The sequence below is a fragment of the Succinivibrio faecicola genome, from assembly GCF_019448115.1.
Taxonomy (GTDB): domain Bacteria; phylum Pseudomonadota; class Gammaproteobacteria; order Enterobacterales; family Succinivibrionaceae; genus Succinivibrio; species Succinivibrio faecicola.
Genome location: NZ_JAGFNY010000004.1, coordinates 1 through 13426 on the forward strand (window position 1 = coordinate 1; position 13426 = coordinate 13426).

Genomic DNA, 13426 nt, shown 5'->3' on the forward strand with positions numbered 1-13426 from the left:
TTTTAAAAAGCAGATTGTAAGTGAATTACAACCTTGGTTAAACTGTGATCAAAGTCCGTTTCATTTGGTCACCGTAAATATTTTTTTAATTTAAGATAATTGGTTAAAGAAAAAACAGGTTCTGCCGTTACCTAAATAGGTATGATATTGAGGTATATATGTTAACCGAGCAGATCCGCAGTCAGATGCTAGTAGATGAGCTTCAGTTAGGTCAGAGACTGAATAATGATATTCAGTCACAGAACCATGCTGATTTTAATCTTATGCTCGCGATGTTATCTCATGATATGACCGATCATCCTTTGCATCATGATAAAGTTGAGAGTGCTAAAGAAGAAGATTTAAGAGCAAAGTTTTCTTTACCAAAAGAACAGAGAAAATATGCCCAGCAAGACGATTTTGAAAGATCATCTGATATGGCTCAAATTATAAACAAGGATAGTTTCAGACAGGTCTTTTTATTACAGTGCATTCAAGGGGAACCACTTGTTCCATTCGAAAGAACTTATTCTCCAGAAGTTTTTTCTCAGCTTACACCTTTAAAACAGGAAAAGATAAGACAGCAGAATGCAGGTCTTGCTCTTAAGTACGAAAGAATTAAAGAAACTGGAGATGGTTTTGGAGTTCTTGAAGAAATAGGAGCTTCAAAAAGATTAGAATCTGTTTCTGTATAATGACATCAGGCAAAAGTCTGATGTTTTTTATATAGCATTTTTAAATCTGTTTAAAGCTTCTTTTAAAGTAGCATGTGTACAGCCAAGGTTTATTCTTATAAATCCTTCATTGGGTGACCTGTACATATCTCCGTCATTTATAAAAACTTTTGCCTTTTCTAGTAGGACTTTTTTTATCATATCTGAACTCATATTCAGTTTTGACATGTCGACCCAAGCTAAATAGGTGCTTTCAAGTTTCGCTACTTTAAAATTAGGATAATTATCTTTGATGAAAGTACAAAGAATTTTGTAATTTTCCTGAATGTAGTCATTAAGCTCAATAATCCAATCATCGCATTGAGTATAAGCTGCTATTGTTGCTGCAACACCAAAAGATGTTACATCGCAGATTTCATTTATATTCACCTGTCTATCAATTCTTTTTAAGAATTCTTTATTCTGACAGACAATATATGCATTCTTTAATCCTGCAGTATTGAATGTCTTGCTTGCAGATCTTATGAGAATAATTCTATCGTTGTAACTTTTATCAATATTTAGGAAAGACGTGAATACAGTACCATTGGGTCTGATATCGCAGTGCACTTCATCTGCAATTACGATGAGATTATGCTTTTTACAGATTGCAAGTATTCTTTCTAATTCCTGTCTTGTCCACAATCTTCCTGTTGGATTGTGTGGATTACAGAGTAATAGAAATTTTGCCTTCTCTGATTGGGCCTGTTTTTCTAAAGATTCAAAATCTAAAGAGAATACGCCATCGGAATATAAAATTTCGTTTTCTACTATCTGGCAACCACTGTTTTTTATGCAGGAGAAAAAGTTGTTATAAGCTGGAGTCTGAACAATAACTTCATCTGCACACTGAGACAGTCCCTGTAAAATAGCACTTATAGCACCAACCATACAAGGAGTTGGAATAATGGAATCTTCACTTATTTCGCAGTTGTAGTGTCTTTTGTGAAAGCTACAGATAGCCTTGTAATATTCATCAGGTACAATGCCATATCCATATATACCGTGTTTTGCAAGATCTTCAACTGCTTTCTGGATTGGTGGTGCCACCTTAAAATCCATATCTGCTACCCAAAGAGGCAGAACATCCTTATCTTTTACGATATCCCATTTATCAGAATATGTATTGTGTCTGTCTATGATTTCATCAAAATTGTACTTAGCCAAAGTAGTTTTCCTCAATTACACAAGTAGCTGGAGCTTTTTTGTGTTCATCGATGATTATTTTTCCGATTGAAGTTGCACGAATATGGCCTGAAAGAGGATTTCTTACACTTTCGATATGGCTTTTTATTGTAGCAAATACAGATGAGTATTCAAAAGCAAATTCAGTGCTATCTGCAAGAATACAGTCAACAAGTCTTAGGTTTTCGGCATAGCACATAGGCTGTTTGCCTGTTATTGTGCAGTTTATCAAAGTTACATTTTTTGAATGCCAAGCTAAGTATTCACTATTGATAATAGAGTTTATGACTGTGACATCCTGAGCTTCCCAAAATGCATCTTTTGAGTTGATTATACTGTCGACAATCTTTATGCCAGATGCATTCTGAAATGCATAATTACCATTTAATTTTAGTTTATTGATTTCTATATTAGAAGAATTTAAAAAAAGATAATCTGCATTATTCATAGAGCAGTTATCAATTTTTATACCTTTGCAGTCCCAGAATGTTTCTTTTGCATCAGAGAAAATAGTCTGATAAACACTAATATCCGAGCATTTTCTGAACATTTTAGGTGCGACCACATCGCAATTAGACATATTAATTTTCTGAGAATACCAAATAGCAGCTCTAGCCATTGTGTCAAAAGCGCAGGTATCTATAGAAAGATCCTGAATGTGCCAGAAAGGGTACTTTCCATTGAAATATGATTTTTCAGCACTGATCTCGTGCCCCTCTTTTAAAGCTGATTCACCATCAATAATTCTTATGTTACTGAGTTTAATATTGCTTTTCCCAAAAAGAGGTCTTTCTCCGGAATATTCTTTATTGCTTATTGTCTTCATTTTCTGTTTGTATGATCTAAGTAATTTTTTTTAGATAAATAGGATAAAGAATCTTTTTTAAAATTAAAAATAAAAAAATGAATTTTCAGTAAAAAATGTTTTGCTTGTTACAAAACTGCAAATATCCTTATGCAAAAAAAATTCATTAATAATAGCTAACTTTTTGATAATTAAGATAAGATATTGTTCTTTGTGATATAAATAGAAATTTTTTATGCACATTTCCATACTTTTTGCAAAGCATAAAAAAAATACTAAATTTATGCTCTTTTTTTATGTGTAATGATCGCAAAAAGTGGAGATAAGTCTCTCATAAATAGAATATTCATCTACAATATTATACTGTTAGCGAGAATAATAAAGAACATATAGGGAGTAACTCATTTTATGCAGTCAGCACGTGACGTCGTAAGACAGACTATGGCTCTGGTTCTTGCAGGTGGTCGAGGCAGCAGATTGAAGGCTTTGACAGATACAAGAGCTAAACCTTCAGTTTACTTTGGCGGTAAATACAGAATTATTGATTTTGCTTTATCAAATTGTGTAAATTCTGGAATTACTGGAATTGGTGTAGTTACTCAGTATAAGTCCCACAGTCTTTTAAGACACCTTCAGGCTGGTTGGTCATTTTTCAGAAACCAGATGAATGAGTATATAGATTTCCTTCCTGCATCACAAAGAACAGATGAGGAGCACTGGTATCAGGGTACTGCTGATGCAATCTATCAGAATATAGATATTATCAAGGATCATAAACCAAAGTATGTGCTGATTTTAGCAGGTGACCATATTTATAAGATGGACTATGCTGCTATGATTCTCGATCATATTAAAATGGGCTCACCTCTAACAGTTGCATGTATTCCTGTTCCAAAAGATCAGGCTCGCGGTTTTGGTGTCATGAATGTTGATCAGGACTGGCTTGTAACAGATTTCGTTGAAAAGCCTCTTGATCCTCCTACAATGCCATCAAATCCTTATATGTCATTAGCCTCAATGGGTATTTACGTTTTTGATGCTGAATTCCTGTATGAGATTCTATCAAGGGATGCTGGCAACAGAGATTCCCACCATGATTTTGGTATGGACATTATTCCACCTCTAGTTCAGCAGAGAATGGTACATGCCCACGATTTTACAAAATCTTGTATCAGAAACAGAGGCAATACAGATATTGTTTTCTGGAGAGATGTCGGAACAGTAGATGCCTACTGGGAGGCAAACATGGATATTGCATCCATTCAGCCTCAGTTGGACGTTTATGATTTTAACTGGCCAATCTGGACAAATCAGATTCAGCTTCCACCTGCAAAGATGGTTCAGGATATCAGCGGATCATCATCAATTCTGCGTAATTCTGTAGCTTCAGCAGGTTGCATTATCTCTGGCTCATCAATAAACCAGACCCTGCTGTTTAATTCATGTAGAGTTCATTCTAACTGTTTCTTATCAGAATCTGTAATTATGCCATTCTGTATCATCCACAGAGCCTGTCGACTGACTAAGGTAGTTATGGATAGAGGATGTGAGATACCTCGTGGAATGATTATCGGAGAGGATTATAATGCTGATTCAAGGCGATTCTATCGTTCTGAAGGTGGTGTTACATTAGTAACGCGTGCTATGCTTGCAAAACTCCGCCAGACAGAACCAGAATTGTTTGAGGATTTTGATAACTACAAAGCTCCGGTAGCAATGCCGTCTTACTAAATATAACTTAATGAAAATAGATGAAATTTCCAAAAAGCTCTTTTGTGCAAGTCGCATTAGAGCAGATGTATTGAGCAAGGATCAGACTTTAAATTTTTTAAATTCTGATCCTCTTTATACTTTCGGTTCAGAACAGGACCGCCTAAAGATTTCAATGTGCGCACCGTTGCGCAGACTTCAGCAGAAAACTCAGGTCTTCCCGCTAGATGTAAAGGCAGCTTCAAGAAATCGTCTGACTCATTCTCTTGAAGTATCAGAATATTCACGCCTTATTGCCTTTGCAATTGTAGATGCAGTAAAAGAAGTCGATTAGTCGCCAATATTAAGGTCAATGCTAAACTGCCTTAATAATTCCTCTATGCTTCATGATCTTGGAAATCCACCTTTTGGTCATTTTGGTGAATCTCTGTTAAGAACATGGCTAAAAAAAACAGTGAATGATCAATCAGTAGGAGCAGAGCTGACAAAAGCAGAAAAAGACGATTTACAGACCTTTAATGGAAATGCTCAGGGCTTAAGATTAAGTCATACCATTCAGGATCTTAACCTGACTTTAGGTCAGTATGCATCTGTTATAAAGGTTCCAAATACGATAAATGAACTTCTTTTAGGTCATGGAAAGGGGTTTAGTGCAAACGGCATTGAATCTGATTATTTTAGCTGGTCATATGCAAATGCAGGTGTATTCCTATCTGAAAAAGATCTTTTAGATGCAATAAGAGAACAGTGCCACAGGGATTTAAGACATCCTTTTGCAACAATAATTGAGTATTCAGATGATCTGGCATATGTTCTTGCAGATCTTGAAGATGCTTTTGACAGAGGTTTGATAAATCCTCATACAATCATTTCTTTATCAAAACAGCTGCTGACATATCCTGAATTGTCTTTAATGCATGATGTTTTAGGACCTGAAAGAATAGAAAAATTGTTCAATAAAGGTAAAACTCAGGCTCTATTCTATCTAAGAGATGTTGTGTCATATTATGTAATAAGAGATTTTGCAAAAGCTGTTGCATCAAATTTAGATTACTTTATTCAGACTGGAGAGCCTGATTTTTCAACCGAATACTATCCTGGTATCACGGTTTTGAAAATGCTTAAGAGTTTTGAATATCAGAAGGTATATAACCACTTTGAAGTTCAGACACTTGACCTGTCAGGATCAAGCTATATTAAAGGTCTTTTAAAACATTATGAGTCATTGCTTTTTGAAAGACATGAAGTATTTGTAAAAGAATTGTTAGCCCAAGGTGGAGATCCTTTCTGTATGCGCATAGCATCAAGAATTTCAAGACGTCATAAGGAAACATATCTTAAGAGTCTTGAACTTGGTAAATTCAGTGAAATTTATCTGCGTATACGTCTTATTGTGGATTATATATCTGGTATGACAGATACCTTTGCAGAATCAGAATACAAGATATTAAGCGGAATCAATTAACACAATTTATTCGTTTTTTTGATAGAATAGCTCACATATTAAATTGTATGGATTAATAAATATGAGCAACGATCAGATTAAATTAACAAGTAACGATCCTGTTTTTGATGACATCAGACCATGTCGTGATGATGAGGTTCAAAGCGAGCTGAAGAAGATTGTTTCAGATGATCTTGTACTGAACAGTATTCTAAAGTTCAGATATCCTGTTGCATACAAGCCATTCTCATTTATCTTAAAGCCTCTTGTTAAAGCATATCTGTCTAAAAAGATTAAGAATATCAAGACAATTCGCGATTTTCAGTTAATCGTAGCTGATTTTGTTAAGAATATGTCTGAAAAAACAACTGACGGCGTTGAGCTTGTCGGTTTTGATCGCCTCGAGAAGAACAAAGGTTATCTTTTTATCTCAAATCACAGAGATATTTCGTTAGATCCTGCTTATATTGACTATGCACTGTTTGAATCTAAGTTAGATACTGTAAGAATTGCAATTGGTGATAATCTCTTGAGAATGCCTGCTGCAACCTCACTTATGAGACTTAACAAGAGTTTCATTGTAAAGCGATCAATAGAGGCTCCTCGTGAAAAACTTAAGGCATTCAACCAGCTATCCTCATATATTGGCTTATCTATTGAAGAGGGCAACTCTGTATGGATTGCACAGCGTGAGGGTAGAGCAAAAGATGGTAACGACAAGACTGAAGAAGCCGTTTTAAAAATGATTGGCCTTTATGGACGTCAGAAAAAAATGGATTTTGCTTCATACATGAAATCACTTAATATCATCCCTGTTTCAATTACATACGAATATGATCCTAACGATCTGAATAAGGCAAATGAGCTTTATCAGAAAAAAGCAAACGGCGAGTACAAGAAAGATCAGTTTGAGGATATTGATACCATTGCTCGAGGTATTCGTGAGTATAAAGGTAGAGTAAAGCTTGTTGCAGGTGAGCCTATTAAGGATGGTTTTGAAACTGTAGAAGAGCTTGCAGCTATAATTGACAAATTTATTTGGTCAAATTATGAGCTATATCCAAGTTCACTATTGAGTTCTGGTACTGATGTTGGTGTATCATCACAAGAGAAAGAAAAGTTTCTTCAGAGAATCAATCAGTATCCAGAGCATTTACGTGAGCTCATCAAGGCAATGTATGCTGCTCCAGTAAAAAATAAGGAAAATGCATTAAAGAATGTTTAATCCTGTTTATAACGCAGACGGAAAAATTAGTTACTTCCGTGTACTGTGCCTATCAGTAGCATTCGGATGTCTAATCTGTGGCTGCATGGTAGACAATGACAAGAAGACTGTACAGAGATCAAAGGTTTTAGAATCTGTACAGCAAGAGACTGTTTTGCCTGCAATTGAGCATGACTATAAACAGATAAGAACATTAGCATTAGAAGAATTTACTTTTGATGTTGAATATCTGCAGACATGCGGAACCTTAGACAGAGGATTTGACAACTGTGTAGTCGAGTTGTCTGATTCTTTAAAGCCATATTATTCATTGAATCTTGATGCATCAGCAGATGGTTATAAAATTGCATTTGTTGCAAATGAAGATAGCAAGAATGAGCTTGAAAATTTTGAGTCAGATTCAAATGGAGAAATCAAAATAGTTGATTCTGATGGAAACTTCGATAAGCAAGCTCTGACTGAACTGAAAAAAGCAAAAGGTAAATTTAAAATCATCAGGGATACGGATAATCAAGATGGTCATGCAGCTCCTTCAGGGCTGTCACCAATGGTACGTAATCTTTCAAAAAGATAATTTTTTTTATATCTATAAATAGTTTTTCTATACATCTTCTGGTGTATTGAATTTGTTTATTATTTATAACATAATCCTTTTAATGAAATAAGGTATTTGGCAACAGTTGAATACAATAAGAGAAAACTAATATGAAAATTACCAAGGATACAGTTGCAACCATCAGCTATACAGTTACTAAGACTGATGGACAGGTCGTAGGCAGAACAGAAGCTGATGCCCCTGTATGCGTTCTTATCGGTCATGGCTTTTTAATTAAAGGTCTTGAGCAGGCATTACTAGATCATCAAAAGGGTGATGAGTTTGCTTTTACCTTAGAGCCTAAAGACTCATATGGTGAAATTGATAAGAACCTGATTCAGACTATCGATAGAAAATTATTCGGTGATTTTGATATAGCTGTTGGCAATGTTTTTGAAGCAGACAGCTCAAACGGTCCTATGGCTGTTGTAATCAAAGAAATTACTGATGATAAGGTTGTTGTAGATGGAAATCATCCACTAGCGGGCATGACTTTAAATTTCCTAGTTGTTGTGGATGATGTTAGAGAAGCAACAGAAGAAGAGTTAAAACATGGACATGCCCATGCAGACGGTCATTGTCCATCAGAGCATCACCGCTGCTGCTGCGGTGGCAAGCACAATCACCACGAAGACAGCGATCATGAGTGCCGTTGCGGTCATCATCATGACGAAGAAGACGAACATCACTGCGGCTGCGGTGACAAGCACAATCACCACGAAGACGGTGATCATGAGTGCTGTTGCGGTCATCATCATGAGGACGATGATCATGAGTGTTGTGGCGGTCATCACCATGAGAATGATGAACACAAGTGCTGTGGTAAACACCATCATCATGACGAAGAAGGCGAACATCACTGCTGCTGTGGCAAGCATCACCACTAATTATAAAAATGATTTATAATACAGGCTCCTTGTGTGGAGCCTTTTTGGTATTTTTATTATGAAATTTATTATCAGACTTTTTCCCGAAATCTCAATCAAGAGTAAGCCAGTTCGTAATCGATTAATAAGACTGGTTAGACAGAATATTGTAAATGTGTGTAAGCACCATAATATTGCTGTAAATGCATTTGCTCAGTGGGACAAGATAGTTGCTGTATTTGGTACTGAAGATGCTCCTGTATCAAAAGATAGAGCAATCACTGAGTTATCTAGAATTCCTGGTATTCATTCTTTTATGGAAGTAAATGAATATCCATTTACAACTCTTGATGATCTGTTTGAGACTATCAAGGATGAAGTTGGCCCTTCAATTATAGGCAAAACCTTTGCAGTTAGAATAAAGAGAAAAGGTCAGCATGAATTCAATTCACAGATGGCAGAACGTGTTATCGGTGGTAAATTCAAGGCGGCATTTGAAAACAAAGGTGTAAGCCTTTCAGATCCAGATGTTCTCATTCATATTGAGATTGAGCACCAGACTGCATACCTTTCAGGTGAAAAGCATCTAGGTATTGGTGGTTATCCTGTAGGTTCACAAGGCGAGGTTTTCTCATTAATTTCAGGTGGTTTTGACTCAGGTGTTTCAACTTATGATGTTCTTCATAGAGGTTGCAGAGTTAATTATCTGTTCTTCAACATGGGCGGAACAGCACATGAAATCGGTGTAAAACAAGAAAGCTATTTTATCTGGGACAGATATGCTTCATCACACCGAGTAAAGTTTGTAACTATTCCTTTTGAACCAATAGTAGGCCAGATTTTAGAGAGAACTCATCATGGAGTAAGAGGTGTAATCCTAAAGCGCATGATGATGAGAGTAGGCTCTCTTGTTGCAAAGAAATTTGATGCTGAAGCCCTAGTAACTGGCGAGTCATTAGGTCAGGTATCATCGCAGACACTTCGCAATCTAACTCATATTGATGACGTATGTGATGTTCTGCTGATAAGACCTTTAATTACAGCTGATAAACAGGATATTATTGATAAATCAAGAGAAATTGGAACAATAGGCTTTGCTGAAAGCATGCCGGAGTACTGTGGTGTAATATCTGATCATCCAAATGTCTGCCCAACAGCTTCTTTTGTTGAAGAAGAAGAGGCAAAAATGGATGAAGGCCTAGTACAGCAGGCTGTTGAGAATATGAAGGTAGTTGATATTACTGATATTCCAACAAATACATCTAAACTTAAAACGGAGATTGAGGTTGTAGAAAATCTTCTGAAATCTGATGTGGTTATTGATGTAAGAGCTCCAGATGATGTTGAAAAAGCTCCATTAAAAGATCTTGAAAATGAGGTAATTGTACTTCCTTTTTATAAGATTGCTTCAGAATTCAATAAGCTTGATAACATGAAAACCTATGCTCTGTTCTGCGATCAGGGGGTTATGAGTACTATGCAGGCAAAGCAGTTAAAAGAAAAGGGCTATCATAACGTAAAGGTTTGGCGTCCTGCTAAATAACTACATTAAGTAAGCTACATAGAAAAAGGTGTAATTGTACTGACCACTGTAAATTGCACCTTTTTTGTTACAGTAAAATGTAGCTTGTCAGTTACTGTTAATTTCTTCGACAATGTTTGTATTGGCTGCTTTTACAGCTGGGTAGAGTGCAGCTAACGTTCCCATTATCAATGCACAGAATCCTACTGTTGCAATGTCTGTAATGTGTATTACTGTAGGAACAAAGTTAATAAAATAGACATCTTCATTTAGAAGCTGAATTGAAGTCCATTTTTCGAAATTTGCAGTAACATATGGTGTAAACAGAGATATTAGTGTTCCTGCAATTATTCCATATGTACAGCCTTTAAAACTGCTAAGTAGTCCCATCAGAGTAAATGTTTTTATAATGAATTTTTTATCAGCTCCCATTGTCATGAGAATTGCGATTTCTTTTCTTTTTTCGTTTACTGTCATAACAAGATTGGAGATGATATTAAAGCAAGCTACACAAATCACCAATATCATAGCAAGATACATAATACCTCTTATCATATTGATATCTTTGTATAGTTTTCCATGAGTATCAAGCCATGTTGTAATTTCACTTTCTTGAGGTATTACTCTAGCAATATCATAAGCTACATTATTAACAATCAGCATATCATCTGTTTTGATATGTATAGTATTTGGATACTCCCTGTTTGATATTTCTAATGCTGCATCAAGTGAAATAAAAGCAAAATTGTTATCTATCTGACCTGCTGTTTTAAATACACCAGCAACAGTAAAATCCTGCATATTAAAAGCTGATAATTCAGCAGCATTATCAGCTTTATCAATACAAGCTACCTTAATTGTATCGCCTTTTTTTACATTTAGTTTTTTTGCAATTCCATTTCCAAGAATTATCTGTTTTGGCTTAGATAAAATATCATCAGAGAATTCTTTAGTGAATTTTTCAAAGTTGATTACTCTTTGCTTTTCATCAGAATTTACACCGATAATCATTGCAGGAACGAAGCTTCTGCTATCTGTTATTGCACCTTTAAGTACAATACTTTCATTTACCGAAACCACATGTTTTGTTTGTTTTATGGTTGAAACAATATTTTTGATATTTGTATAACCTTCAGGTTCATATGATGTTAGAGTGATTGAAGGCACCAGTTCTAAGACTCGGTTTTTAAGCTCTCTTTCAAAACCGTTCATTGCTGACAGACCAAGAATAAGAGAGCATACACCAATACTGATACCTAAAGTAGATGCAAGTGACATAAACCTTGCAAGAGGCCCGTATTTTTTGGATTTTAAAAATCCAAGTGCCAATTTAAAGGTTAGCTTACTCATGGATGATACCATCCTTCATGGTATAAACTCTGTCGCACTTTTCGCTAAGAGAATTGTCATGAGTTACGATGACAACGGCAATTTTGTCTTCCTTTACAAGTTTTTCAAATAATGAAAAAACCATCTGTGCATTCTTTTCATCAAGATTACCTGTTGGTTCATCAGCAAGAATTAGTTCTGGATTGTTTGCAAGAGCTCTTGCTATTGCAACACGCTGTCTTTGTCCACCAGATAGTTCAGACGGTCTTGAATCTGCTTTTTCTGATAAAGCAACTTTTTCAAGTAACTCAAGTGCTCTTTGTTTTGCATCATTCTTGTTAATACCTGCAATAAGCATAGGCATCATTACATTTTCAAGTGCAGAAAAATCACTTAGCAGATGATGAAACTGGTAAACAAAACCAAGATGAATATTTCTAAATGCCGCTTTCTTTTTGTCAGAAAGTTTTAAGAGCTCTTCACCTTTATAGATAATCTCTCCGCTGTCAGCCTTATCTAATGTACCTAGAATATGCAGTAAAGTAGATTTTCCAGATCCTGACTTTCCTACAATTGCTGTCAGTTCATTTGAATAAATATCAATATTTACACCTTTTAGAACATTTGTTCTGATTTTGTCTTCATTGTAGGTTTTTATGATATTTTTAGCTTGTAGTAAAGGATTGTTCATTATTTATCCTCTGTTTAAGTTCAATACAGGATCTGCCTTTGCCGCTCTTGAGGCAGGATACAGAGTAAAAATGAGGCTCATCAGTATAGAGCCAATTGCAACATAAATTAGGTTTGTCATATCGATACTTGCGCTGACAGCTGACATTGTTCCCATAGAATTCATGTAGGAAACAACAGCATATGTTAGTGGTATTCCGATGATTACACCTATAAAAGTACCAAGAACACCTACGATAAGCCCCATCAGAATAAATATTCCTTTTATTTTTGTGTCAGATAAACCGATTGTTTTTAAAATAGCAATTTCATTCAAACGGGATGTAACCATCATAGATAGTGCAGACAGGATATTAAAAGCTGCAACAATAATTATGAGAGCAAGCATTATGGTCATTGTTACCTTTTCAAGAGCTATTGCCTTGAAAAAATCTCCCTGATAGTCACTCCAGAGATTATATGAAACATTATTCTTATCAAGGTATTGTTTTACCTTGTCAATTTTAAATGCGTCTTTTGTATATATTCTCAGCTTTAAACTGTTTTCTCTAAGTCTAAACAGCCTTCTGACATCATCAATGTTTCCTATTACAGTTGCGATACTGTTGTTTGTGTTTGTTGAAGGAAAATAATATTTCAAAGTGAAAATTCTCTGAGATGGAGTAATACCAAGAGGCGTATATCTTGAGTTGATAGTGCTGATGAGTCTTGCCTGAGTGTTCAGTCTTATGTTGTTATCAAGATAGACACTAGCCATGGCGTTGAGCTGATAAGATCCTTTTTTAGGAATTCTTACAAGATCAAGATCGCTTTTAAAAATTCCATTTTTCAGTTTTAAATTATTTTCATCGATGCCCTGAACATATACTAATGAAAGCCCACCTGGAGTTTGCAGCAGTGCCTGCTCCTGAATGAATGGTGATACAGCAAGAACATCATCAAATTCAAGAAGCTTATCAGAAGACTTAAAGTTATCTGCAATTATATGTGGTGTGATACTGAGTATTCTGCTCTTAAGATTACTGTGCAATCCCTGCATTATTGCAGTATCTACAATAAGTGCTGCCACGCCAAGAGCAATGCCTGCTACAGAAATAAAGGCAACGAACTTTGCGAATTTAAGAGTTTTGCTCCTAAATATGTACTGGAGTGCAATTTTAAAGGTTAAGTATGAAAACATATTATTTCTAGATTAAATACAAACACACTAATTGTAACACACAGAAAATATGAGCTAACTTATGATTGTTAATAATACGTTATTCAATAGATAAATCTTCTCAATAATATGTCGATAGATCTTCAAATATATGAAAAAATGTGGCAAATCAAAAAATTCTGTTTTCAAAAAAATTTTTTTCAT

At 35.3% G+C, this 13426-nt stretch carries 13 protein-coding genes; 8 read left to right on the forward strand and 5 right to left on the reverse strand.

Annotation, left to right across the window (positions count from 1 at the left end):
- The first annotated feature begins 158 nt into the window (after positions 1-158).
- Positions 159-674 (forward strand): VC2046/SO_2500 family protein, encoded by a 516-nt coding sequence (locus J5V48_RS02230; RefSeq protein WP_219936643.1) that lies wholly within the window; start codon positions 159-161, stop codon positions 672-674.
- A 27-nt stretch (positions 675-701) separates the two neighbouring features.
- On the opposite strand, the gene J5V48_RS02235 is transcribed toward J5V48_RS02230, so the two are convergent.
- A complete protein-coding gene (locus tag J5V48_RS02235) occupies positions 702-1859 on the reverse strand; it encodes a MalY/PatB family protein (RefSeq protein ID WP_219936645.1) in 1158 nt (385 codons plus the stop codon).
- A complete protein-coding gene (locus J5V48_RS02240; protein WP_219936647.1) occupies positions 1852-2703 on the reverse strand; it encodes a DUF3737 family protein in 852 nt (283 codons plus the stop codon). Before J5V48_RS02240 ends, J5V48_RS02235 begins: the two co-directional genes overlap by 8 nt.
- A 387-nt stretch (positions 2704-3090) precedes the next feature.
- Here J5V48_RS02240 and glgC point away from each other — a divergent pair, with 387 nt between their 5' ends.
- The 7 genes from glgC (at position 3091) to thiI (ending at position 10065) form a co-directional block, all read left to right on the forward strand.
- Entirely contained in the window at positions 3091-4413 is a 1323-nt protein-coding gene (glgC, locus tag J5V48_RS02245; RefSeq protein WP_219936649.1) for a glucose-1-phosphate adenylyltransferase, read from the forward strand.
- 70 nt (positions 4414-4483) lie between these two features.
- Positions 4484-4726 (forward strand): hypothetical protein, encoded by a 243-nt coding sequence (locus J5V48_RS02250; RefSeq protein WP_219936651.1) that lies wholly within the window; start codon positions 4484-4486, stop codon positions 4724-4726.
- Positions 4727-4744: 18 nt separating this feature from the next.
- Positions 4745-5857: a dGTP triphosphohydrolase gene (dgt, locus tag J5V48_RS02255; protein WP_219936653.1), complete on the forward strand. Its 1113-nt coding sequence runs from the start codon at positions 4745-4747 to the stop codon at positions 5855-5857.
- 61 nt (positions 5858-5918) lie between these two features.
- Positions 5919-7061 (forward strand): 1-acyl-sn-glycerol-3-phosphate acyltransferase, encoded by a 1143-nt coding sequence (locus J5V48_RS02260; protein WP_219936655.1) that lies wholly within the window; start codon positions 5919-5921, stop codon positions 7059-7061.
- Positions 7054-7635, forward strand: a complete 582-nt coding sequence (locus tag J5V48_RS02265) for a hypothetical protein (RefSeq protein WP_219936657.1) — start codon at positions 7054-7056, stop codon at positions 7633-7635. Before J5V48_RS02260 ends, J5V48_RS02265 begins: the two co-directional genes overlap by 8 nt.
- A gap of 131 nt (positions 7636-7766) precedes the next feature.
- Positions 7767-8543 (forward strand): FKBP-type peptidyl-prolyl cis-trans isomerase, encoded by a 777-nt coding sequence (locus J5V48_RS02270; RefSeq protein ID WP_219936659.1) that lies wholly within the window; start codon positions 7767-7769, stop codon positions 8541-8543.
- Positions 8544-8601: 58 nt separating this feature from the next.
- The gene (thiI, locus tag J5V48_RS02275) at positions 8602-10065 is read left to right on the forward strand and encodes a tRNA uracil 4-sulfurtransferase ThiI (RefSeq protein ID WP_219936660.1); all 1464 of its coding nucleotides are present in this window, start codon (positions 8602-8604) and stop codon (positions 10063-10065) included.
- An 87-nt stretch (positions 10066-10152) separates the two neighbouring features.
- Here the strand turns inward: thiI and J5V48_RS02280 are convergent, their stop codons facing one another.
- Genes J5V48_RS02280 through J5V48_RS02290 form a run of 3 tightly spaced genes read right to left on the reverse strand, consistent with a single transcriptional unit; the run spans position 10153 to position 13243 of the window.
- Positions 10153-11394, reverse strand: a complete 1242-nt coding sequence (locus tag J5V48_RS02280) for an ABC transporter permease (protein WP_219936662.1) — start codon at positions 11392-11394, stop codon at positions 10153-10155.
- Positions 11387-12064, reverse strand: coding sequence for a lipoprotein-releasing ABC transporter ATP-binding protein LolD (gene lolD / locus J5V48_RS02285; protein ID WP_219936665.1), 678 nt, complete (start codon positions 12062-12064; stop codon positions 11387-11389). Before lolD ends, J5V48_RS02280 begins: the two co-directional genes overlap by 8 nt.
- A gap of 3 nt (positions 12065-12067) precedes the next feature.
- A complete protein-coding gene (locus tag J5V48_RS02290; protein ID WP_219936668.1) occupies positions 12068-13243 on the reverse strand; it encodes an FtsX-like permease family protein in 1176 nt (391 codons plus the stop codon).
- Between the last annotated feature and the right edge of the window lie 183 nt (positions 13244-13426).